Origin of the sequence: Paenibacillus sp. LHD-38 (genome assembly GCF_031157315.1) — a bacterium.
Lineage (GTDB): Bacteria > Bacillota > Bacilli > Paenibacillales > Paenibacillaceae > Pristimantibacillus.
This window is the reverse complement of record NZ_JAVIFU010000010.1, coordinates 101,026-122,712: the sequence shown is the minus strand read 5'-3', so window position 1 is coordinate 122,712 and position 21,687 is coordinate 101,026. Positions and strand designations below refer to the sequence as shown.

Sequence of the window (21,687 nt, the reverse complement as noted above, 5' to 3'; positions counted from 1 at the left end):
CTCCCTTTCATCCTAATGGATCTACATTCATCTTAGGCTTATTGGGGAGAAGGTTCAGTGACAATGTCACATGTGCATTTCTAAAAAGGTTTTTAAAATCCCATGATTCATTATAGTGATATGTCCTCTGCTAAGAGAGACTGCTCCTTTATTGGCAAAGTTTTTTAGAATGCGGCTTACCACTTCGCGGGAAGTGCCTATTTCGACGGCTAATTGCTCATGGGTTATTCGCAGGGACGAAGGCAGCGGGAAAGTTGATTTTGAAATTAAGTAATCCGCAATGCGCGAAGGCACGGAGTTAAACGCGACGTTTTCCAGAAGAACGGTGACCCCCGTCATACGTTCAATAATCTGTTTGTAAATGAATTGCCTAATCGGCTTGAAGGCGGCCATCCAGTCTTTGAATAGCTCGACAGGGAGCAGCAGCACCTCCGTTTCTGCTTCGATGGACACGGAGGCCTCGTATTCCATTTCTCCCAAAATACTTGCCATCATCAGCACGCAGCATTCGCCGCTTTGCACGCGGTACAAGGTTATTTCCCTGCCCGAAGGGCTAATTTTGTAGACGCGAATCCATCCGCTGACGATAAACATAGCATGTTGAAATAGATGTCCTTCACGAATGGCATGCGGCGTGGCGGGTGTGACAGCAACGAGCTCAGCAGCATTCCACTGTTCATCGGGTACGCAGGAGAAACAGGGGAATAGTTGATGAATTTGTTCTATATGGCGGGATTTTATGGCTAAACTCCTCCTGTCGAGAGCTTTCACTTGCTTGTCCGTACGTACATGATCTGATATATTCAATAAGAAATTATAATATTTTACATTATATATTAAGCAAAGACGAATTAGAATGACATTGAACCGGCGTATGGATAAGGCTAGCCGTGTAACGATTTTGGAGGGTAACAATGGCTCAACAGGAAAACGAAAGCGTAGGACTGTTTATGACCATTGTTTCACTCGCTCATTTTCTTTCCTTGATTCCAAGGCCGACATCATAAGATCCTAATGAGCGGGAAAACGCATAAGGGAAAACCCGACCGGTCAGGAGCGGACAGTCGGCATCGCAAGCGAAAGAGGTTTTCGGAATGAATGTATTTTTATTGAATCCAGATCATCATGGATTAAGGCATATCCCGATGTTTTTAAAGGATAATTACGTGGGCTTTTCTTGGCCGGGTATTGCAGACTTGGAGGATGTAAGCCAAGCCGACTGGCATAATAAAGCCGTTCAAGCCTACAAGGATGAGGGCCAGGTGCTGCTTGAACGCTTAGCGGAGATCGGCTGTTTCGTCTACGGGATGCAGGATGGGGATTATCTCTTTGCAACGGATGGGGAATATGTTCATCTTGGGGATTTGGGTGACTATTACTATGTAGAGAGCTCAGAAACGGACGAGGACAGCCTTAGTCATCGACGCGGCGTTACTTGGTTGAAGAGCATGCTAAAGGCAGATGTTCAACCAGAGCTGAAGTCATTTCTCAATCGCCAGGTGAAGATCGCGAAGCTTGAACAGTCCGTAACGCAGGAGCAAATGGAGTATTGGATGACCAACGCTGTCAAGCAGGAGCAGGGAGCGGTTCAATCTGTACTTGTTGACGAAGAGACGATAGCGAGAGCGCTGGATATATTAAATGAAGCGATGAGCAGCGGAGATACGGAACGAAGGGAAAGGGCTGCGATAGCCATTCTCCAGTTTGCAAAAACATAAATAGGGGTTCAAAAGAAATGAAGAAGAGCGCCGCGAAGGGTGCTCTTCTTGATTATGCAAGACACAGACGTTACAAATCGAATGGACCCGGGCCGTCCGTCAAGTATTTCTCCGTCAATATAGACAGAAGCTGAATACCCACCTCGTTATGCCCACCTTCAGGGATGATCAAGTCGGCGTATTTTTTGGAGGGCTCGATAAACGCTTCGTGCATGGGCTTTACGGTGTTCAGGTATTGGTCATGTACGGATTGAATGGTCCGCCCGCGCTCCTCGATATCTCGGAGCACTCTGCGCAGAATACGCACATCGGGATCCGTATCAACAAATACCTTAATATCGAGCACCTGCCGGATGCTTTCCTCGGACAGCACATGAAGTCCTTCAAGAATAACGATCTTATTCGGCTTAAGTTCCACCGTCTTGTCCGATGAGCGAGCATGGATGGTAAAGTCGTAGACCGGTGCGTATGCCGTTTTTCCTGCTTTGAGCAAAAGAAGATCACTTGCAAGAAGATCAATGTCGAAAGCAAGCGGATGATCGTAATTGATAAGCTCACGTTCTGCAAAGCTAAGATGTGTGGGATTTTTATAATAATTATCCTGGGATATGAAAGTCACTTTGTCTGATCCAAGACGATCTATGACGGAGCGGGCAACCGTTGTTTTGCCGGATCCGGTGCCGCCGGCGATTCCAATAATAAGCATGGCGCTGCAGTAAACCTCCCTATGTTGTTGCCTGTGCAATTTTAGTATTGTAGCATAGCATTCACATTTTTTCATCTCGTCAGTAAAATTATTCCTATATTTAGAAGGGAGGCGTCAAGGTGGACCTTCAAGTCAATCAAGTCACCTCGATTGAACCGTCTTATTCCGAAGGAGAGCTTCAGCTTGCCGCGTTTGGCATGGGGTGTTTTTGGGGCCCGGAGGCCTTATTCGGCCATTTGCCCGGCGTCATCAAAACATGCGTCGGTTATGCGGGCGGCACAGCTCCCAATCCGACTTATCGGCAGATGGGCGATCATACGGAAACGGTCCAACTTGTATTTAACCCGGGCCGCATTACCTTTGAAGAAGTTTTGGACATGTTTTGGAACAGCCATAACCCGTTTAATATCAATGATTATAAAGGACAGCAGTACAAGTCGCTGTTGTTCTATTCCGATGAGCGGCAAAAAGATACGATACAGCATGTTCTGAAAAAACGGAAGGAGCAAGGGAAGGGCGAGCCATCGACTGAAATTGTCCCTTCCGCTCCCTTCACTCTTGCCGAGGATAAGCATCAAAAATATTATCTCAAGAGGTTTCCCGATGCGATTGAAAAGCTAAGCATCCTATACCAGACGGAAGCGGATTTAAGGAACTCCACTCTGGCAGCGCGATTGAACGGATTGGCGAAGGGGTATACGAATTTGGAGCGTATTTCTCAGGAAGTGTCTCAGTGGCCAATCGAACAAAACAATAAGCAGTTCTTGATCGACCTGATCAAGAAAATACGGTGGTAAATATACAAGCGGAGTGCAAGAGGGCTGATGAGCTATTTCCTATTTATGGTTTCAAAAGGTAAAATGAAGTAGACAAGCGATAACGCAATTGGAAGGAGTGTTGATCATGAAATATCGGAGACTTGGAAGCACGGAGCTGAATGTATCGGTAATCGGTCTTGGAACCTGGCAATTTGGAGGCGAGTGGGGAAGAGAGTATACGCAGGAGGAAGCGGATGCGGTTCTCGACAAGGGCCAAGAGCTCGGCATTAATCTGATCGATACTGCGGAATGCTACGGCGATCATCTCTCGGAGTCCCTCATCGGAGATTATATCAGCCGCCGCAACCGTGAAGATTGGATCATTGCGACGAAGTTCGGCCATCATTTCCATGAACGCTTCACGCGTACCGATGTATTCGACGCTCAAGACGTTGTGGCGCAGCTTGATGCTTCGCTGAAAGCACTGAAGACCGAATACATCGATCTTTATCAATTCCATTCGGGTCCGGATCAAGCATTTGACAACGATGAGCTTTGGACGACGCTGGATAAGCAAATCGCGGCGGGCAAAATCCGTTTTTTAGGCACCTCAATCGGAAGTAATGACAATCTTCATCAAACCGAAGCATCATCGAAGGTAAATTCATGTGCCATTCAGGTTGTCTATAACCGGCTCGATCGCGCGCCGGAGGAGCGGGTGTTCCCTTCCTGTCAGCAGCAGGATCTGGGCGTACTGGCACGTGTTCCTTTGGCAAGCGGCTACCTAAGCGGAAAATATAAGCCGGGAGCTGTCTTTAGCGATAACGATGTGCGCCATCGGCATGATAAGGAAATCACGCGGCTTAGACTGCTGGAGGTGGAGCATATTCAACGCGAGGAGGTCCCGCAAGGGGTAACGATGGCAAGCTGGGCGCTGGCGTGGTGCTTGAAGCATCCTGCGGTAACGGCAGTCATTCCCGGATGCAAGGATCCCGAACAGGTCGAAGCAAACGCAAAAGCGGCGGAGCTGGTTACAGAGCCTCATCCGCAGGACATAACCCGGTAAGGAAGCAAGACAGGGAAGATAACATGCAATAAAAAGCGGCAGCCTAGGACTGTAATTACAAGTCCCAAGCTGCCGTTTATGCTTGTGCTGATGCATCTTTTCGGCATTTTACCGAGTTACAGCACGGTTACATCCTCGCGGTATTTCTCAAAATCAGACACGCGGCATTCCAGTTTCATTCGCGTGCCCTCCGGTTCATATTCCGTCGTTTCAACATGAGCATGCTCATTAAAGTAGGCGACAAGGCGCCCTTGGCTAAATGGAATCAGCAGCTCGCATTTCATATAATCATCGAAGATATGATCGCGTATGACCTGGATCAGCTCATCCAATCCGCTTCTATTTCTCGCTGACAGGTAGACATCGTCACCCGTTACCGCAGGATAGGGATGCTCCGTCAAATCGCATTTATTGTAAGCATAAATCGTCGGAATGTCATAAGCGCGCAGCTCCTTCAAGGTATCATTCGTCACGGAAACGAGCTGCTCATACTCTTCATGGGAGTAATCGACGACATGAACCAGCAAATCAGCCTCGGTTACTTCCTCCAAGGTGGAACGAAAGGCTTTTACGAGATGATGGGGTAGCTGGCTTACGAAGCCGACGGTATCCGTCAGCAAAAATGATTTTTTGTCGGGCAGATCAATGCTTCTAACCGACGTCTCCAGCGTCGCAAACAGCATATCCTGCGCAAACACCTGCTTCGTCGTCTCGGGATTGTATTTCTCGAGCAAAGCGTTCATCAAGCTGGACTTCCCCGTGTTGGTATAGCCTACTAGACAGACGACGGGGACTTCATTCTTTTGACGCTGTTTCCGCTGAATTTGGCGCCTCGCCACAAGCTTATCCAGCTCGGCTTGCAAGGCGGTTATTCTTTCCTCAATCCGTCTCCGATCGAGCTCGAGCTTTGTCTCGCCGGCGCCTCTGTTCTTGAGGCCGGCACCGCCGCCCTGCCTGCCTAATGATGCGCGCAGGCCGACGAGCCGGGGCAGCATATATTGGAGCCGAGCGACTTCGACCTGCAGCTGGGCTTCTCTTGTTTTGGCGCGTTCCGCGAAGATATCCAAGATCAGAATCGTCCGGTCAATGACCGTTCGCTCCAATGCGGCCTCCAGATTTCGAATTTGGGAAGGAGACAGCTCATCATTGAAAATAACGACCTGCGCGTCATGCGCTTCGAGCAGCGCGAGCAGCTCTTGAATTTTCCCGGTCCCAATATAATGGGAAGGGTTTATCCGTGAAGCCTTTTGACTCAGCTCATCTGCCACCTCGATATAGCAGGCGGCCGCAAGGTTGCGAAGCTCCTCCATGGAGTACGCAAAGTCGGTTTGATTTTGAAGCTGAACACCTACGATGACCGCTTTTTGCTTCGGTTGTTCCATTATTCATCATCCTCTAAAGGTTATTTATAAAACAAAAAAACACAGGCAGCGCTGCCTGTGTTTACCGTTATAGGTAAGAGGATATCAGAAAAATCCATAAGGAACAGAGTTCCTTATATTCACCGCGAGACGAGCTTTTGCCGCCAATGGATGGCGACAGCCGTTTACGCTTGATGGATTGATGGTCTTCCTAAGGCAAAGAAAGCGGATCCGTTATGAAGAGATGAGACATAGCCCATCCGACATAATAGCTGCAATATCCGTTCCTATGCACTTATGGAGCTTCCGTTCTAAAGGTGAATACGCGAGAAGGGTTCATTCTAACCCTGCCGCCGTATTCGTTCAATTATGGGTTACCTTCAAAATGGCAGACCTATCCTGAGTCCTCTGCACACAGGCAGAGCTTTGGCGCTATTCAATTAGCAGCTGCGCAAAGACCTAACTCGGATAAAGTCTATCACACGTAACCCTCCGTTCCTCTAAATTAGCACCAGTGTAGCACAACATCGCTTCTTCCGGCAAGTCGCAAAAATGTAAAAGCTTAGGATTGGCTAAAGTCATGCCGCAGGGTAAAAAGCTCCTTCAGCGCTTCCGTGGAAAGCTCCGTGATCCAGCCTTCCGAGCTGGAAATCACATTTTCGCTAAGCTGCTGCTTATTTTCCAGCATCTCATCGATACGCTCCTCCAACGTGCCAAGCGAAATGAATTTATGCACCTGCACGTCGCGGGTCTGCCCCATTCGGTACGCGCGGTCCGTTGCTTGGTTCTCGACAGCCGGGTTCCACCAGCGGTCAAAATGAAAGACATGATTAGCCGCGGTCAAATTCAAGCCGACCCCGCCGGCTTTGATCGACAAAATAAACACATTAGGCTGCTCTTCAGGAGGCAGCTCATTCGATTGAAATTTATCGATCATGCGGTCGCGCGCCAGCTTGGACGTACTGCCGTTCAAGTAGAGGACAGGCTCCTGAAGCTCCTGCTGCAGCACAGACTGGAGCAGCTGCCCCATGCCGATATACTGCGTGAAAATCAGGCAGCGCTCGCCTTCGTCGCGCAGCTCCTTCACCATCGCGAGCAGACGCTCCAGCTTAGCGGACCGGTTAATGAGCGGCTCTGTATCCAAAGGTTCACCATCCGCGGCTGCCATGCCCGGAATCGGCTCCTTCGACAGTAACATCGGATGATCGCAAATTTGCTTAAGCTGCATAATAGCGGACAAGATGGCGCCTTTGCGTTCGATGCCTTCGAGCTTTTGCATACGATCCATGAGCTGGTTGACGGTTTGATTATAGAGCGCACCCTGCTCGGCAGTCAGATGGATGTAGGTTTTCATTTCGTTCTTATCCGGCAAGTCGAGCTGGATCGCCGGATCTTTCTTCTTGCGGCGGAGCATAAACGGCTTCACCAGCTTTTGCAAATCAGCCGTGCGCTTTTTATCCTGTTCTTTCTCGATCGGATTGCTGAATCGGTGCTGGAAGCCATGGGCCGTTCCGAGGAATCCGGGATTCATAAAATCGTAAATGGACCAAAGCTCCGACAATCGGTTCTCGATAGGCGTGCCGGTTAAGGCAATACGGTGCTTCGCCGAGAAGCTGCGCACCGCTGCGGATTGCTTGGTTTGCGCGTTCTTAATATTCTGGGCTTCATCCAAGCAGATCGCTGCCCAGGTGAAATCCTGCAGCAGCTCCTGATCCAGCGTCGCCGTTGCGAACGAGGTCAGAATGACGTCTGCCTGTTTGACTGCTGCATGAAAAGTTTCGCCTTCCAAACGCTTGCTGCCGTAATGAAGCATGACGCTAAGCGACGGCGCAAACCGGCTGATCTCCTTCTGCCAGTTGCCGAGAACCGAGGTTGGGCAAATGATGAGCGCGGCAGATTGGTCCTCCGTATTTGCAGAACTCTCTTTCAGGTTCAATAAATAAGCGATCAGCTGGACGGTTTTGCCGAGCCCCATATCATCGGCCAGACAGGCGCCAAGCCCGAAGCGTCTTAAGAAGGACAACCAAGCATAGCCTTCATGCTGATAGTTGCGAAGCTCGGCTTTTAGACTTCCCGGCACGGGAAGGAGCGGCCATTCCGACCGCTGGCTGAGCTGGCTGACGAGCTTCATCAGATGCTCGTTCAGCTCGACCTCCAGCTGAATGCGCTGTGCTTGTTCAGCGTCCTGCTCGGCCTGTTCATCTTCCGGGCTATCTCCGCTTCCGAGCAGGTGGAGCTGAAGTACATCTTGAAAGGAGAGACCCTGAGAGCGGTCAATGCCTGACATCGCTTTGCGAATTTGAGCCAGTAAGGCGGGATCGAGCGAAATCCACTGGCCTCTGAAGCGGACCAGCCGCTCATTGCGGGCCACGAGTTCATTGAACTCGGATTCGGTAAGGTCGGTCTCGCCGATCGCGATTCGCCAATCAAAGTCGATCAGCGTATCCAATCCGAACAAAGATTCGCCGGAGCTTTCCGCACGCGAGCTGACCTTGGCGCGCAGCTTAGGCTTCTTGCGGCTGGCCGTTTCCCACCATGCGGGAAGCAGCACCTGCCAGCCTGCGTCTAATAAGCGGGGGCTGTCTACGGCTAGGAAGCGCCATGCCGCATCATTGCCCAAGGGGGCGTCTAAAATATCCTCGCGGGGGCCGGCGAATCGCTCCGGCGATAAGCAAGCGCGCAGGCGTTCCAGCCAGCCGGCTGACCGCTCACGGACGGGAGCAGACCAAGAAGCGGGCCAAGAGCCTAACGCTTCGCCTGACTCCGTTAGTCTCACATTCGTTAGCACTGCCTGATCAAGCTTGTCCTGCAAAATAAGCTTAAGCTGCCAGGATTCATCCATCTCCGCAGGCTCCACCAGCTGCAGCATTGGACGGAAGGGGGCCTGATCGGCCTTCCATCCGGTTGCGATCAGCCATGCCTGTGCATCCATGCCTGCAGCCGTTGCGTGCTCCTTCGTAAATAGGAGCGGATATTCCCTCCGCAAATCGGCAGACGTTTCTTCGGTTCCATAATAGACATCGAACACGGCAGCGGAGAAGGCGGATTGCAGGCCGTTTAGGAAGCCGGTATCCGCGTCTAAAGCGGTAAGCTCAGCTTGAATTTGCTTATGCAGCTGGGGGTTATCCCATGTCCATTGCAGCTTACCGGCCGTGAAGGAGGAGAAGCTTGGCATATAATGCTTGGCTTCAATTTCAGCCGCAAGCAGGGGAGCCAGCTTAACCAGCAGTCCGGCTTGCTCCCCCCAAAGCCAAGCAATATGCTCAAGCACTTTATTTTCGGCAAAAAACGGAATGACCTGCTCGGCGGGAAGCAGCACAAGCTCCAGTCCCTGCACCTGCTGGATTTCCAGTTCTGTCCCGTAGAAGGAAGCCTCATGCCAGGCAAATAAGCTATGCTTCAAGCTGATGCCGCTTAAGTAATCGTCCGTGCTGTTAACCCCGTATAGCAGGGCGTCGCCATGAGTCGTTAAAGTAACATGTACCGTGAAGGATTTTATATGCTTGTTCATGGGATTAACTTTCCTTTCCGAAGTTCCTCGTGCAGTGCGCGAAGCCGGCTATGGCGTGAAACGAAGGCAGCTATAAACGCATCCCAACGTTCCTCGTCCTTTCTTTTTTTATACAGCTTAGCGAGCCGTTTCAGCAGCTTCACCGCTGATTTGTAGCCGTCTCTATTTTTGAGCAGCACGTAGGATTCGGCAGCCTGATGGTAGAAAGGAAGCAGCAGCTCAGGCGCATGTTTCTCAATAGGCGCAAAAACGCTGACGCGATAAGCGAAAGGATTGGTTCCCGTGCTCAGTTGATAGTCCATCCATTGCTGCCATTTGCCATGAATGAGCAGTTTTTTCTCGTAAATGGAGGGGGACAGCTGGAAAAGAGGCTCCCACATTTGCTGCTCTGCTTGGGGAATATGGGCAATGACTATGTCCCAATAGTCATAAAATAATTTTAGGCTGTTCGGCTTCTGCCGTTCCATTAGCGGCGTCGTTTCTGCAAGCCATTCCGATAGACGCTGCCACTGCTCTGCTTCAGTCATCGCGGAAAAGATCGGGAAGAGATCGCCGGAGCGAAGCCCAAAGCGGTTGTTTATTTCGGTGAGCCACGCACGGGCTTCTTGATCAAGGTTCAGAAAGAAGCTCATCCAAGCTTGAGCAAGCAGCCAAGGGTAGCGGGAAAGTGAGGAGCCGAGCTGATTAGGCGCAGCTTGCAGGTGCTGAAGCTCCTCCAAATATAAACGTGTATCCTGTTGACTGGGAACAATCCAGCTGTGCCAAAACCAAAAATAGGGTTCGGAAAAATACGCTCTGTCTCCCGCCTCTATCAGCATTTGCCGGCGTAAAAAGGAAATCGTCTCGCTGATGAGCTGCCGGTAGTCCGTCACGTCGGCTGTTTCAGGTTTATTTTGCAAAATACTCGTGATCTTCAGCTGAACCTCGGAAATCGCGGTATGCGTGTGAAAACCGATAAAAGCTCCTGGGCGCAGTGCCTGATTTGGTGAAAGCTTAAGCAGCAGCAATAAGAGATGAAGATGCGCATGCAGCTCGAACAAGCGGCCGCGCTCAGGCGTAAGCTCTGGTTTTATTTGATGAATCGCTGCAAGGGCGGCCTGTACGAAAGCTGAGTTTCGGATATGATCGGACAAGAATGCGGTGCGTGATCCAAAAAGGGCATGCCACTCCGCGATATTCATGGTTTCTATTGATTTCATCAAGAAGAAGTCTCCCGTGCGAATAAAGTCTATTTTCGAATCAGCTTATTATATCATTTATCGAGGGCTTCGCTCCGTTGTTTTCATTGCATTTCTGTGGAAGCGGCTTGATGGATATCAATTGTTTTTTATGTCTTTTATATTCTTAATTATGATATATTAATGGGGATATGCAGCTCATATGATATAAAAGTTACATAGCATGATATCCAATCGTTGGGGGCAGACAGGATGGAATATTTAAAGGATTTACTGCTGAATATTTTCATTATTTGTTCTCCGTTAGCTCTGTACCCCTATATCTACAAAGCCAAGAACAACACACTTTTGTATCGCTTGTGTTTAGCTATCCCTTTCTCGCTCGCCATCATAACGACGATGTCGTTTCCGATCAGCATAAATGGTTTAATCTATGATTTCCGTTCGATTCCTTTGGCGATTGGCTCTCTTTTCGGGGGCATCCAGGTTTCTATTTTCCTGTATGCCACTCTTCTTCTGTACCGTTATTTTCAAGACAGTCCAAATGATTTGTTATATGTTCTATCGATTTTGCCAAGTTTTGCATTCTTCGTCTTTTTTCACAAAAGCTATAGCTCGCTAAGCTTATCGCGAAAAATAACCGTAGCGATTATTTATTGCACGCTCATTAAAATGGTGACCTTTGGCATCTACTTGTCCTTTACGGGGTTATTGGAACTTCTCATGTATAAACCATGGGCCACTGTGCAAACTTATGTTTTGCAAGGGTTCATTGTCGGTGTATCCGTGTATGTAATCGAAATGCAGCATCGGTTCTTTATGATGCAAGAGGAGATCGTAAGAAGCGAGAAAATGAAAATCGTCGGTGATATGGCGGCTTCCGTAGCGCATGAAATACGAAATCCGCTTACAACCTTAAAAGGCTTTATTCAACTATTTGCTACGGCTGATCTCGATAAGGACAAGAGGATACTTTACCAAAAAGTTTGCTTTGAGGAATTAGATCGTGCGGAGTCAATCATTGCGGATTACCTCTCGCTCGCCAAGCCCGATCCTGAGATCGTTGAAGCGATTGATATCCATCAGGAAATGCATTATTTAGCGAACGTGCTTATGACTTATGCGAATTACAATAATATTCAAATCCAGGTCATGACGGAGGAAGAGCAGGTTTTTCATATTCAAGGAGACCGATACAAATTTCGCCAGGCATTAATCAACATCGGCAAAAATGCCATTGAAGCGATGCAAAATGGAGGTCTGCTAGAGCTTAAGACGATTATTCGCGATAATCATGCGTGGGTGATCTTGAGTGATAACGGCAGCGGCATGTCTACCGAGCAAATGAAGAGGCTGGGTACGCCGTATTATTCCACGAAGGAAAAAGGGACAGGCCTTGGAACGATGGTATCTTTCGGCATTATCAAGAAGATGAATGGCAAAATAACGATCAAGAGTGAGCTTGGGGAGGGAACGGAGTTTAATCTTATTTTCCCGAAGGCGAACTGAACATTCGTCATTTATTAATTTATTTCCCTTAAATTTTTTGTCAGGTTAAGATTATACGGCTGTTCGTGTTATAATTAAGAGGTGCAGTCAATAACGATCATTGACTATGATAAAGGAGTCGGAAATATGCAGGTAGTATTTGAAGACTGGGATCAAAAGGTGAAGAAGACGTTTAATGCGACGAGTAAGCAGGAGGTATTAACGGTTACCGAAGCCGGCGATCTTTTAGGCCTAACAAAGGACCAGATGAAGGTATATGTGCTAAAGCATAACCTGACCAAGGTTGCGATTAATCGCAGTGTCCACAGATATCTATTACTGAAAAGCGAAATAGATGAGATCTTAGGTAAAGCTTAATCTTTACGATAAACCACAGCCCTGAAGAGGGTTGTGGTTTTTTGCTGTCCGTCATTTCTTACATATTTCCAGCCGTAAACGTGAAAAGTATTAAAGGTAAATAAATGAATGAGAAACGGAGCTGTTCAAAATGACGACTATAGGCGTTTTAGCAGTTTCTATTTTGTCATCGCTGCTTTTTGCTCTGTTAGATATGGATGTTTTTAAAGAAAATTTTGGAGCTGCTCTCGGCAAGCAGTCGCTGAATGATAATGGCTGGCCAACCTATCTCATGATTGCAGCTGCCTTTATTATGGCTTTATTTCAGGATTTGCGCAGCTTGAAACGAGCCCGGATCCGTAAAAGGTCACGGCTCGCAAGCAGTGGACGCTCAGCAATAGGAACAAGCGATGGCGAATAAAATGACTGCGTTTCAAATCTATAGCCTCATGATGGTTTTGCTCTTAGGGACGTCTATTATCTTTGGTACACCAAAGATAGTGCCGGATGTTTGGCTGGTTCCCCTCATTACGATCCTCAAGAATGAAGGAATTGGGCCGTAACCGGCTCAAGAATGACCTGCCAAGAAATGATAAGGGAGTTAAATGGAGGATACGGCAGGATGTTTCCGAACGGGCAGGGGTGGTTTCCGCTCAATCCTCCTTAGACGGAATTACCCGAAATAGCGCAGCCTGCTGCTGTTTTTCAATCGATTTACTATTCGTTATACTTAAATAGACCGATTGGAAAACATAAGCTGGAGGGTGAATGACATTGACTTACATGGACATGTTAGGACGTCGGAGTATTATTTTGAAACGGAATATTGGAAATTTGATCATTAAGGGAAACAAGCAAGGGCTAAGCTCGCAGGAGAGCAGCTTCTATCAAAGCATGCTGAAGGAATGGCATCAAAACGAGAATGAATTGAACTCCGCAAGAAAGCTTTCTTGAGGAATTCTTGAGAAGACCATATAAACGGGCGGCCGTTCAAGCAGTGATAGCGCTGCTCGGGCGGCCGCCCGTTTTAAAAAGCAGCGGTTCGGAGAAGGGCATGCGTTTCTCTCCGTCCCGGTAGCCGTCCCACTGCTGAAGAGCGGCTTGGGATAAAACAGAAAGAGGTCATATACCGTAAATTTTCGCGCAGAGTCCACGTAGCCGACCTGTTCTATGAAGGGAAGCACTTCTGCTTTCGGTAAAATAGTTTGCAGAATATTCGATAACCTAGTAGACTTTTTCATGAGGTCGCCTCGTTTCGGATGTTTGTAGGGGTACAAACAGTTTACCGAATAGGCGGCCTTTTTTCATCCCATTTTTTGGTTAATCAACAGGCCTGCAGTTTGTGCAACGTAAACCCTCAGAAAGGGTGGCCATTTAAGCTACGTTGTAGTTTATACAATAGAAACCCCGGATTAGGGCTCATTTTCGCATCGGAGGCTGTTTCTGTTGTATTTTCTGCAATGTAGCCTGTACGGATGTGTGTAATGTGAGCTTTCTATTGTATTTTCTGCAGTGGAATTTTGTGGTTGGTGAAAAATAGTTACTGTAGAAGCCTGTAAAAGGTGGAGTGGGAGTATTGTTGATAGAACATAAATTCAAATATAAGGTATAATACATAGATGATGATTATTGGCAGTAAAAGATAAACGGAGGTTTCTGGTTATGTTAGCGGTGGAAACAGCGGCGTACCTTACGATTGATGAAGGTCCTGCCGAGGATTTTATGCAAAAAGTCAATTATTTGAACGGAAAAGGCATTCGGGCGATTTGGTTTTGTCTTGGCGAAACACTGGAGAGATTTTCGGAAGAGGCATTATATGCTATCCAAACGGGCCATGTTATCGGAAATCGAGGCTATGACCATGCAGACTTCTCGGCAATATCCTTAATGGACGCGCGAGGACAGATTGAGCAAACGGACCGCATTATAGATAACCTTTACACTAGGGCGGATATCGTCAGGCCCATTAAGGTTTTTCGTTTTCCTTTTATGGAGAACGAGACCAATCAGGAGCATTTTGCCGGCATTCAGCTTGTTTTGGAACAGCTGGGCTATCAGCAGCCCGTCTTTGAAAATATTCATTACGCTGCGCAGGACGAAGCGGATCTGAAGCGGGGTCTCCATGTGGCATGCACGCTGGATACGTTCGATTTGGGTGTGGAAGCCTCTTCAAGCGAGGAGAATCAAGAACGGAACCCTGCGGGTAATGAGATTATTTTGATCCACGATTGGATCGCAATTGCACCTTTCAAAGCTCTCCTGGACAGGCTGTTAACGAAGGGGATTGGCTTTCAGCTTCCAAGGGAAATGAGTCAACCTGCCGCAGCGGTCTAGTCTAATCCTATGCCCAAAAAGAAACCGGGCGCCGCCCATCGCAATGTAATCATCGCGGTGGGCGGCGCCCGGTTTTTCTTTGAAATATAAGAAAGTATAATTGTTATCCTGATACACTCAGTAAACGAATTTACGCTGCGCCCAGTAACTGAACACAAATAACGCGGCCTCCGTAAACAGCTTGGCTATAAGCAAAGGCACGCCCAAGCGTTCATTGAAAACATGCATGAGACCATAGTTTAATGAAAAAATGACAATGACGAGCGCGAAATATTTTGGCATAGAGGTGCGGATGGCGGAGGGCTTGCCTCTGTCGAATACGAACCTTTTATTCATTGTATAGTTGAAGATCGAGCTCGTAAGCCTTGCCCCCATGACAGCGAGCAGGAGGCTTGAGCTAAAGAAATGAATCAGTGCGAGCAGCAGGATGTCAATGACCGCAGATGACAAAGAGGAAATGCTGAACTTAAGAAAAGGAGCATAGATTCTGGCGGAATCGATAATCGGCCGAAAATGCGATGATTTGTTATGATCGAGATAGACGGTATCAATGGCCACCTCATGAAAAGAGAAGCCTGCCGCGGGCGCTTCCAGCAGCAGGTTCATCTCATATTCGAAGCGCTCCCCCGGAATTCGGCACAGCCAGTCCAGCATATCGGCGGAATAGCCGCGCAGTCCGGTCTGCGTATCATAAATGCGTTTGCCGGTCGCAAAAGTATAGACGAGTCTCGTGGCAGCATTGCCGAAACGGCTGCGGAGCGGCACCTTCCCCGTAAATCGTCTGCATCCGAGCACGATGGAATGGTTATGCTCCTCTATGCTGCTTGCGATTTTCATAATATCCTGCGGAAGATGCTGTCCGTCGCTGTCGGCGCATACGATGCCGTCGATTACGCTATTTTGCATAAAATAGCGGAAGCCGGATTTCAAGGCATGTCCTTTCCCTCTATTTTCGCTATGGGTAATGACAGTGCAGCCTAATTCTCTTGCTGCAATAAACAGCTGGCTGTAAGCTTCTCCGCTTCCATCATCGACAACGACGATTGGGAATGAGCCGATATCCCTCAACTGCTTGATGAGCATGAGAAGCCGCTCGTCCGGTTCATAAGAAGGAATTAATATATTCATGGCGGTGAGCCTCCTTTGTAAAAGTTAAAAAAGCTTGTTACTCTGCGATGTAAAGGATGTCGCTGACGCCGCGTTCTTGTTGTCTGCCTTGCGGGTTGTTTACGACTCTTCCCATGAAATACATCGTGGAGGAGCCGCCGCCATCGAGGTTGTAGGCCTCGGTTGCGCCCAGATCTTGAAATACCTGAGCAAATTCGGATAGGGTCATCCCTTTGCTGTAATTTTCTTTGCGTCCGTCAACGACGACGAATACGTAGTGATTAGGGGCAAGCATCCCAATGCCTGTGCGGGGATTAGAGCCTTGAATGGAGCGATTGCCGAAATTCGTGTCGATAACGACTTTGTCGAAATCGTCGGCAATGGCTCCGTCCTTCACGAGAGTAGGGCCAAACGAATACGTCTGGGTCACGCCTTCAGCGAGCAGACCCGAGGAGGAAAGCTGCTCTTCGTTATACGATTTCATGGTGCCGTCAGAGAGCAGCGCGAGAGCGTCGCGTGTGGGCTCATCCCGGTATAAAGTACCGTTACGAATAATGACGCCATCGTCGCGAAAACCGTAATAGTCCCCATTGATGGCAAATATGGCATTGTTCGCTTCTGCGATTGTCGATGTGTTTTCCGTAATGTTTCGTCCGAATGCATTTTTAGCAAAAGCGGATTGCAGCAGGCTAGCCTGTTCCAGCTGAACATCCGCGACGTAATAAGTGATTTTATCGCTTCCTGAGCCTGTTTCTACTTTCGTAATTTGAATAGAGGTATCTGCGCTGCTGTAATTCCAGTCATCCTGCTGTACTTGTTCGGTATCGATTGTGGAATTATTCGTATCGGCAGCGGGTGTTTCCTCAGCGGTAATCTTGACTTCGACATGCTCGATGAGATAACGGTCAGCAAGTGAGTACAGCACCCCGCCGATTATTAGAAACAGCAGGGTCAGGACAAACCGGATTTTTTTTCTTTTCGTTAGATTTATAATGTTGATCAGCTCCTATAAAGGGAATAAGTATTAAGTAGGCGTCGAGGAGTATCGCAAAGTCTCATTCGAATATTGCTATTGTCTTATCGTAACGTTAAGGCGATATGAAGCTGGACTGAACGTTTACTGAAAGCCATGAAGTGGGAAAGGGAGAGAGGAAGCGGACCTTAGCGCGATTTGTTTTTGACGGGGAAATGATGGATTTGTTTCTTCAAACGAAGCATACGCTTAAGGCGATTGACGATCTTGCTGATCAGCACAGGAAATTCCAGTCCATTCAGGCGATTAGCGTCGTCAAAATCGTAGGCACCGAAGAGGCCTTGTTCTATGACACGCTGACACAGGTCAAGGAAGAAATCGTGGCCACACTGGAGAAGACGCTGAACGACCTTGAGCACAAAGGCGATAAAAACTATAATAAAAACTTCAAGGACGGCGTAGAGTAAATTACGCATGCCCGATGTGAAAAACAAGAAGAGAGCACCTCGACGGGTGCTCTCTTTTGGTGCTATTGAACCGGCTTTCACTTAAGCCTGTTAAGACAGACGTCGTTCCGAATCGCCTATCTTTTACCCTACATCGTTAATCAAAGAAACAAAGTAAGCGCTTAATGCGTTTATATAAGCAAGAAGGTTTTAGAAGAGAGGGGTTATCTTACATGCGCTTTATTCCCGAAGAAAGAAGCGCCCACTGGTGGCTGTTAGCCGGAGCGTCCTCATTGTTATTCAGCGTTTTGTTATGGATCATACGTTTTCTTGTTCTAGGCCAGCCGTTTACCGGCATGCACGCTTTTCGCTTTATGGTGCTTGCTACTGTGCTGTCCTTTTTATTCAGCTTTACGGGCTGGGTCGGGGCGAAGAGACTTTGGCTGCTTTCAAACCTCGGCACGGTAATAGGTCTTCTGTTGATGGCCGTTAATTCGCGGGATGTGACGGGCTGGGAGGACTTGGTCAGCTTCCTTGTCTTTTTAGAAGCAGTGGCGGCAGGCTTTATCATAGGTTTGATCGTTGAAGGGGTATTCCTCGTCATGAGGCTGACAAAAAAATGAAATGATCCGGGCTCCCGCCTGGATGGAGAACGGAAGCCTTAGCCGCTGCTGCCCGGCAGCGGCTGAGATTTTTGAAGTTTGATTGAACCTAATGCTCAATTTTTCTTCTGGTATTCAACCGGCGTCATGCCGGTATGCTCTTTGAAGACGCGGCAAAAATATTTCGAATCCGCATAGCCGACCCGGATGCTTACCTCGAAGGCTTTCAACTCGCCGGCAAGCAGCAGCTCCTTGGCACGGGAGATTCTCATTTCCTTCAGGTGCGCGGTGAATGTTTTGCCGGTCTCCTTGTTAACTAGAGTACTTAAATATTCGGGCGTAATGTTCAAAGCCGCGGCCGATTCCTCGAGTGTAATTCCTTGCGCATAGCGTTCTCGTACCATGTGCAGCGCCTTGGTAACGAACAATCCTTAGGTTTCCGCAGCCGGACCTTCGGATGCGACTTTGGCCGCGAGCGTGACATCCTCCGCTTTGTCTTCTGCTGCGTTCTTGTTACCGTTACTTTCGTTTGCCGTTCCCTCATTGTTGGCAGAACCGCATGCGGACAAAACGCCGAATGTGAGCATAAGCGCCAATGTAGTAATCAACCATTTTTTCATAGGACCCCTCCTGGGTGGACTTTATAATTACCGGCGACTAGTCCGGCGATTGGAACAGTTCAATCATATCGAACTGAAAGCGCTTTATAAATTCTAATAATTTAAAATAGGGTGGACAGATTTCAACTTAAATATCGGAATAGCATGATGAAGGGTGGCAGAGAGGGGAGAGATATAGATTGGTGTTATTTTGCCATAAAGGGAGGCCGATTGATGTTCGAAGTGTTTGAATTAAAGGATAAGATGGATTACTTTGATAAAGCCGTTCATGTGTTTTGGACGCAATGGGGAAGCTCTGCGAATTATAGATTTTATTATGATTGCATGCTGCATTCTTGTGAACCGGCAAGTGATCTTCCCCGGTTTTATATAGCTATCCGGAATGACACTATTATTGGTACTTATACATTATTACGAAATGATTTAATCAGTCGCCAGGATTTATTTCCTTGGCTGGCTTGTTTGTATGTTACCCCTCAGCAAAGAGGAAATAAAATAGGATCAAAATTGCTCAGGCATGCTGCCCAAGAGGCTGGAAAGAAAGGCTTTCAAAAGCTTTATTTGTGCACAGATATAGACGGCTACTATGAGAAAAATGGTTGGTCGCATGCAGCGACAGGTTACATTTTTAATGATGACGCGACTAAGATTTACGAGATACCGCTAAATGAAATGGACCAGAAATAAGAATTGTTCAAAGCGTTCTATTGCTTAGGAAGGGGAAGCCCGGAATGACAGATGAATCCATTTGCGATGTTCTCTCCAAATATGGAATTGAGCAACCCGATATTAAGTTTATTAGACATAATGAAAATAGGACTTTCAAAGTCAATGATTTAGCCAAAGGAAAGTCATTTTTGTTTCGAATCCATCAACCCGTTACGGAAAATATGGCTGGGCTGCAGCATACCCGCGAGGGGTTATTAAGCGAGCTGCAGCTTTTAGAGGAAATTGCAGACCAAACGGAGCTTACCGTTCAACAACCTGTAAGAAACGGCAACGGAGATTATATTACAAAAATAGAGCTTGATGGGAAGGGTATGAATTGTACGTTGCTTTCATGGGTAGAAGGAGCGGATTTGCAAAAGGAAAACGTATCTACCGAGAAATTTGCCATGAAACTAGGTGTCCAAATGGCAGAGCTTCACCGATTTTTCCGCAATTATAATAATCGCATCGATCCTAACACCCGACCCCAGCAAGGGATTGAAAGAAATAATCAAATGCTTTTGCAAATTCAACGCGGTGTTGGGAAGGGATTAATTTTCCATTCAGATTTTCGTATTGTTGAGAAAACGATCCAGCTGATTAACTCTCGCCTCGAAAGCAGCAGCATGGCAAAAGATTCTTGGGGAATCATTCACGGGGATTTAAACATGGGCAATTTGATCTTAACTAGTGAGGGAGAAATATGCTTTCTAGATTATGGTTTATTCGGATTTGGTTATTATTTATTGGATGTTGCAATGGGGGCTTTAATGATACCGTCGGAGCATAGAAGATCATTTCTTGTAGGGTATTACGGTCCTGGTGAAGTGCTTGAGGATGTTTTTGCCACATTGGAGGGATTTATGTTAGTGGCTATATTCGGATATTACGCTTTTCATATGGAAAATGAGGAGGTACATCCTTGGATTCAAGAACGGATGCCGGGATTATGTGCAAAGTACTGCCTACCTTTTTTGTAGGGGAATCATATATTTTACAGTGTATAAGAATAAGGTTTCATATCATAAGGCAATGGAATCGGCCCTTGTATCATGGTTTTCTATAAGCATAGAACATAAAGCTGTCTAATGGGGGGTTGATGGTTTGAAAACATTTAATCGAATGGTTCTGTCTTTACTTATTGTTTCAGCAATCATTATGATTATTGGTTATGTGCAATTGAATAACTCCGTTCTGTGGGGAACAGAAAAAGCAAGCATCTACGTGAGAGAGCAAATGGGCGGGAGCATGGGAACGGATCAATATCATATTCTATTACAAAGTTTTATAGATCAATTGAAATGGAGCGGCAGCATTTTACTTAGCCTTAGTGGAATTGTAGTGATCATCTGTATATTTAGTTTATTGTTTAAAAATAGTTCGAGATTAAGCTGACGGGTAGGTTATTTGTAAATAAACAACTATGAGGAAGTGGTTTCAATGGGTTATGATCTTCATATTACCAAGGCGGATCATTGGATACCTACGCATGGTCACAGAATTAGACATCAATAAGTCTGATACTAATATTTCTGATAACGCACCATTGTTGAAGTAACGGATAATTTTAGTTCAACAACCTGAGACAAGCTTCGACAAAATTAAAATATTGGAGGCATTTAAATGAGTCAACGCTATCGAATTACAAGAACACTACAGGAAAATGGAGATTCGGCGCAAACCATTTCATTAGAAGAGTGCAAACGGTATTTCATGTCTAAGCCTGATTTTTCCTATACATCAGTTTTTACGGTTACAGGCTCTACCAGCATGTCCATTGAGGGTGATTTTTTTATGTGGAGTTACGGTGATATAAAGATTCCATTCAGGCATTATCAGGGGGATATTTACGTATCCGGCACCAATGAAGCTGTGATCCCTAAGATGTTTGAGGTTGCGAGCGAATTAGAGGCGGATGTGCTGGAAGGGTAATTAACAAGTAACGGGAGTTTAGTGGAAAACAGAAAAAGGCAGTCGGCCGAATGGGTCGGCTGCTTTTTTTCAATCGTGGGCAAGTAGCATATGAGTTATCATCCAGTTCTTAATAGCATTCAAGTAACCGACGATAGTATACGCGAAAATGAAGGTGTTAAGCGTTTCTATATAAACGATCCATTTGGAAATCGTCTGGAGTTTCTTGAGCGGCTTTAGCGTAAGCAAAATCATAGCGAATTTATATTACAGGGTTAAACAGAGGAGCGATATTCGTGGGCTACATTATGGAATTAAGAAAATGGATAGGGAAATCTCCCATTATTATGGCTGGTGCTTGTGTATTATTATCAGATGATAAGAATCGGCTTTTACTACAACGTAGAACCGACAATGGCTTATGGGGATTGCCTGGCGGCTCATTAGAGCCGGGAGAGAGTTTGCAAGAGGTAGCTAAAAGAGAGTTGTTTGAAGAGACTGGCTTAATCGCCAATTCATTAAAATTATTTGATGTGTTCTCAGGCAACGAGTTATATTACAAATATCCTCATGGTGATGAAGTATATAATGTTGTGACCGCATATGTGTGTAATGATTATATTGGAACATTAGAAAACGATATGGATGAGGTAATAGAATTACGGTTTTTTGATTTTAAGGAAATTCCATCTGAAATCAATCCTCCCGACTTGCCAGTTATCAAGCAATACCTGTTAAGCGGACAAGGAACTAAACCTGAATAATCTTTAGAATAAAGGAACCCATATCATCGGCTGCCTTTCCCTGCTAATTGGAAGTAACAGATAGAGAAAATAAGTAGAA

Annotated in this window: 24 protein-coding genes; 15 read left to right on the top strand and 9 right to left on the bottom strand. The window is 46.8% G+C overall.

Annotation, left to right across the window (positions count from 1 at the left end; translation table 11 throughout):
* Positions 1–66: 66 nt before the first annotated feature.
* Positions 67–771 (bottom strand): Crp/Fnr family transcriptional regulator, encoded by a 705-nt coding sequence (locus tag RCO25_RS10945; RefSeq protein WP_308996188.1) that lies wholly within the window; start codon positions 769–771, stop codon positions 67–69.
* A gap of 323 nt (positions 772–1,094) precedes the next feature.
* On the opposite strand from RCO25_RS10945, the gene RCO25_RS10940 reads away from it, so the two are divergent.
* Positions 1,095–1,718 (top strand): hypothetical protein, encoded by a 624-nt coding sequence (locus RCO25_RS10940; RefSeq protein ID WP_308996187.1) that lies wholly within the window; start codon positions 1,095–1,097, stop codon positions 1,716–1,718.
* A 70-nt stretch (positions 1,719–1,788) separates the two neighbouring features.
* Here RCO25_RS10940 and udk read toward each other — a convergent pair whose 3' ends face one another.
* Complete coding sequence (gene udk, locus RCO25_RS10935) at positions 1,789–2,424, bottom strand: uridine kinase (protein WP_308996186.1); 636 nt, start codon at positions 2,422–2,424, stop codon at positions 1,789–1,791.
* Positions 2,425–2,543: 119 nt separating this feature from the next.
* Here udk and msrA point away from each other — a divergent pair, with 119 nt between their 5' ends.
* Positions 2,544–3,221, top strand: coding sequence for a peptide-methionine (S)-S-oxide reductase MsrA (gene msrA, locus RCO25_RS10930; protein ID WP_308996185.1), 678 nt, complete (start codon positions 2,544–2,546; stop codon positions 3,219–3,221).
* A gap of 106 nt (positions 3,222–3,327) precedes the next feature.
* Positions 3,328–4,248 carry an aldo/keto reductase gene (locus RCO25_RS10925; protein ID WP_308996184.1) on the top strand — a complete coding sequence of 307 codons (921 nt, stop codon included), beginning with the start codon at positions 3,328–3,330 and terminating at the stop codon, positions 4,246–4,248.
* 116 nt (positions 4,249–4,364) lie between these two features.
* Here the strand turns inward: RCO25_RS10925 and hflX are convergent, their stop codons facing one another.
* The 3 genes from hflX to RCO25_RS10910 form a co-directional block, all read right to left on the bottom strand.
* Positions 4,365–5,630, bottom strand: coding sequence for a GTPase HflX (gene hflX / locus RCO25_RS10920; RefSeq protein ID WP_308996183.1), 1,266 nt, complete (start codon positions 5,628–5,630; stop codon positions 4,365–4,367).
* Positions 5,631–6,171: 541 nt separating this feature from the next.
* Positions 6,172–9,120 (bottom strand): DEAD/DEAH box helicase, encoded by a 2,949-nt coding sequence (locus tag RCO25_RS10915; protein ID WP_308996182.1) that lies wholly within the window; start codon positions 9,118–9,120, stop codon positions 6,172–6,174.
* Complete coding sequence (locus RCO25_RS10910) at positions 9,117–10,319, bottom strand: hypothetical protein (protein WP_308996181.1); 1,203 nt, start codon at positions 10,317–10,319, stop codon at positions 9,117–9,119. The genes RCO25_RS10915 and RCO25_RS10910 overlap by 4 nt, the downstream gene beginning before the upstream one ends.
* 231 nt (positions 10,320–10,550) lie before the next feature.
* Here RCO25_RS10910 and RCO25_RS10905 point away from each other — a divergent pair, with 231 nt between their 5' ends.
* The 5 genes from RCO25_RS10905 to RCO25_RS10885 all read left to right on the top strand — a co-directional run bounded on the left by RCO25_RS10905 (position 10,551) and on the right by RCO25_RS10885 (position 14,477).
* On the top strand, positions 10,551–11,807 hold the full coding sequence (locus RCO25_RS10905) for an ATP-binding protein (RefSeq protein ID WP_308996180.1): 1,257 nt from the start codon (positions 10,551–10,553) through the stop codon (positions 11,805–11,807).
* Positions 11,808–11,933: 126 nt separating this feature from the next.
* On the top strand, positions 11,934–12,164 hold the full coding sequence (locus RCO25_RS10900) for a DNA-binding protein (protein ID WP_308996179.1): 231 nt from the start codon (positions 11,934–11,936) through the stop codon (positions 12,162–12,164).
* 130 nt (positions 12,165–12,294) lie between these two features.
* Entirely contained in the window at positions 12,295–12,564 is a 270-nt protein-coding gene (locus tag RCO25_RS10895) for a hypothetical protein (protein ID WP_308996178.1), read from the top strand.
* 347 nt (positions 12,565–12,911) lie between these two features.
* A complete protein-coding gene (locus RCO25_RS10890; RefSeq protein ID WP_308996177.1) occupies positions 12,912–13,097 on the top strand; it encodes a hypothetical protein in 186 nt (61 codons plus the stop codon).
* A gap of 708 nt (positions 13,098–13,805) precedes the next feature.
* Complete coding sequence (locus RCO25_RS10885; RefSeq protein ID WP_308996176.1) at positions 13,806–14,477, top strand: polysaccharide deacetylase family protein; 672 nt, start codon at positions 13,806–13,808, stop codon at positions 14,475–14,477.
* A 117-nt stretch (positions 14,478–14,594) separates the two neighbouring features.
* Here RCO25_RS10885 and RCO25_RS10880 read toward each other — a convergent pair whose 3' ends face one another.
* Together RCO25_RS10880 and RCO25_RS10875 are read right to left on the bottom strand one after the other, a co-directional pair.
* Positions 14,595–15,605 carry a GtrA family protein gene (locus RCO25_RS10880; RefSeq protein WP_308996175.1) on the bottom strand — a complete coding sequence of 337 codons (1,011 nt, stop codon included), beginning with the start codon at positions 15,603–15,605 and terminating at the stop codon, positions 14,595–14,597.
* A 37-nt stretch (positions 15,606–15,642) separates the two neighbouring features.
* Entirely contained in the window at positions 15,643–16,509 is an 867-nt protein-coding gene (locus RCO25_RS10875) for a phosphodiester glycosidase family protein (RefSeq protein WP_308996174.1), read from the bottom strand.
* A gap of 209 nt (positions 16,510–16,718) precedes the next feature.
* On the opposite strand from RCO25_RS10875, the gene RCO25_RS10870 reads away from it, so the two are divergent.
* Positions 16,719–17,024, top strand: coding sequence for a hypothetical protein (locus tag RCO25_RS10870; protein ID WP_308996173.1), 306 nt, complete (start codon positions 16,719–16,721; stop codon positions 17,022–17,024).
* 212 nt (positions 17,025–17,236) lie between these two features.
* Complete coding sequence (locus RCO25_RS10865) at positions 17,237–17,626, top strand: hypothetical protein (protein WP_308996172.1); 390 nt, start codon at positions 17,237–17,239, stop codon at positions 17,624–17,626.
* Positions 17,627–17,721: 95 nt separating this feature from the next.
* Here RCO25_RS10865 and RCO25_RS10860 read toward each other — a convergent pair whose 3' ends face one another.
* Together RCO25_RS10860 and RCO25_RS10855 are read right to left on the bottom strand one after the other, a co-directional pair.
* Positions 17,722–18,009: a helix-turn-helix domain-containing protein gene (locus RCO25_RS10860; RefSeq protein ID WP_308996171.1), complete on the bottom strand. Its 288-nt coding sequence runs from the start codon at positions 18,007–18,009 to the stop codon at positions 17,722–17,724.
* Positions 18,010–18,036: 27 nt separating this feature from the next.
* On the bottom strand, positions 18,037–18,225 hold the full coding sequence (locus tag RCO25_RS10855) for a hypothetical protein (RefSeq protein ID WP_308996170.1): 189 nt from the start codon (positions 18,223–18,225) through the stop codon (positions 18,037–18,039).
* Between the two features lie 213 nt (positions 18,226–18,438).
* On the opposite strand from RCO25_RS10855, the gene RCO25_RS10850 reads away from it, so the two are divergent.
* The 5 genes from RCO25_RS10850 (at position 18,439) to RCO25_RS10830 (ending at position 21,608) form a co-directional block, all read left to right on the top strand.
* Positions 18,439–18,912 (top strand): GNAT family N-acetyltransferase, encoded by a 474-nt coding sequence (locus RCO25_RS10850; RefSeq protein ID WP_308996169.1) that lies wholly within the window; start codon positions 18,439–18,441, stop codon positions 18,910–18,912.
* Positions 18,913–18,956: 44 nt separating this feature from the next.
* Entirely contained in the window at positions 18,957–19,913 is a 957-nt protein-coding gene (locus tag RCO25_RS10845; protein WP_308996168.1) for a phosphotransferase enzyme family protein, read from the top strand.
* A 124-nt stretch (positions 19,914–20,037) separates the two neighbouring features.
* A complete protein-coding gene (locus tag RCO25_RS10840; RefSeq protein WP_308996167.1) occupies positions 20,038–20,328 on the top strand; it encodes a hypothetical protein in 291 nt (96 codons plus the stop codon).
* A 228-nt stretch (positions 20,329–20,556) separates the two neighbouring features.
* The gene (locus tag RCO25_RS10835; RefSeq protein WP_308996166.1) at positions 20,557–20,865 is read left to right on the top strand and encodes a hypothetical protein; all 309 of its coding nucleotides are present in this window, start codon (positions 20,557–20,559) and stop codon (positions 20,863–20,865) included.
* A gap of 275 nt (positions 20,866–21,140) precedes the next feature.
* Positions 21,141–21,608 (top strand): NUDIX hydrolase, encoded by a 468-nt coding sequence (locus RCO25_RS10830; protein ID WP_308996165.1) that lies wholly within the window; start codon positions 21,141–21,143, stop codon positions 21,606–21,608.
* The last annotated feature ends 79 nt before the right edge of the window (positions 21,609–21,687 follow it).

What these genes read in the sequence shown, in the direction of transcription:
- RCO25_RS10940 (WP_308996187.1), top strand. Translation starts at nt 1,095, where the DNA reads ATGAATGTATTTTTATTGAATCCAGATCATCATGGATTAAGGCATATC.
- udk (WP_308996186.1), bottom strand. Translation starts at nt 2,424, where the DNA reads ATGCTTATTATTGGAATCGCCGGCGGCACCGGATCCGGCAAAACAACG.
- RCO25_RS10925 (WP_308996184.1), top strand. Translation starts at nt 3,328, where the DNA reads ATGAAATATCGGAGACTTGGAAGCACGGAGCTGAATGTATCGGTAATC.
- hflX (WP_308996183.1), bottom strand. Translation starts at nt 5,630, where the DNA reads ATGGAACAACCGAAGCAAAAAGCGGTCATCGTAGGTGTTCAGCTTCAA.
- RCO25_RS10915 (WP_308996182.1), bottom strand. Translation starts at nt 9,120, where the DNA reads ATGAACAAGCATATAAAATCCTTCACGGTACATGTTACTTTAACGACT.
- RCO25_RS10910 (WP_308996181.1), bottom strand. Translation starts at nt 10,319, where the DNA reads ATGAAATCAATAGAAACCATGAATATCGCGGAGTGGCATGCCCTTTTT.
- RCO25_RS10905 (WP_308996180.1), top strand. Translation starts at nt 10,551, where the DNA reads ATGGAATATTTAAAGGATTTACTGCTGAATATTTTCATTATTTGTTCT.
- RCO25_RS10900 (WP_308996179.1), top strand. Translation starts at nt 11,934, where the DNA reads ATGCAGGTAGTATTTGAAGACTGGGATCAAAAGGTGAAGAAGACGTTT.
- RCO25_RS10895 (WP_308996178.1), top strand. Translation starts at nt 12,295, where the DNA reads ATGACGACTATAGGCGTTTTAGCAGTTTCTATTTTGTCATCGCTGCTT.
- RCO25_RS10890 (WP_308996177.1), top strand. Translation starts at nt 12,912, where the DNA reads ATGACATTGACTTACATGGACATGTTAGGACGTCGGAGTATTATTTTG.
- RCO25_RS10885 (WP_308996176.1), top strand. Translation starts at nt 13,806, where the DNA reads ATGTTAGCGGTGGAAACAGCGGCGTACCTTACGATTGATGAAGGTCCT.
- RCO25_RS10880 (WP_308996175.1), bottom strand. Translation starts at nt 15,605, where the DNA reads ATGAATATATTAATTCCTTCTTATGAACCGGACGAGCGGCTTCTCATG.
- RCO25_RS10865 (WP_308996172.1), top strand. Translation starts at nt 17,237, where the DNA reads ATGCGCTTTATTCCCGAAGAAAGAAGCGCCCACTGGTGGCTGTTAGCC.
- RCO25_RS10860 (WP_308996171.1), bottom strand. Translation starts at nt 18,009, where the DNA reads ATGGTACGAGAACGCTATGCGCAAGGAATTACACTCGAGGAATCGGCC.
- RCO25_RS10855 (WP_308996170.1), bottom strand. Translation starts at nt 18,225, where the DNA reads ATGAAAAAATGGTTGATTACTACATTGGCGCTTATGCTCACATTCGGC.
- RCO25_RS10850 (WP_308996169.1), top strand. Translation starts at nt 18,439, where the DNA reads ATGTTCGAAGTGTTTGAATTAAAGGATAAGATGGATTACTTTGATAAA.
- RCO25_RS10845 (WP_308996168.1), top strand. Translation starts at nt 18,957, where the DNA reads ATGACAGATGAATCCATTTGCGATGTTCTCTCCAAATATGGAATTGAG.
- RCO25_RS10835 (WP_308996166.1), top strand. Translation starts at nt 20,557, where the DNA reads ATGAGTCAACGCTATCGAATTACAAGAACACTACAGGAAAATGGAGAT.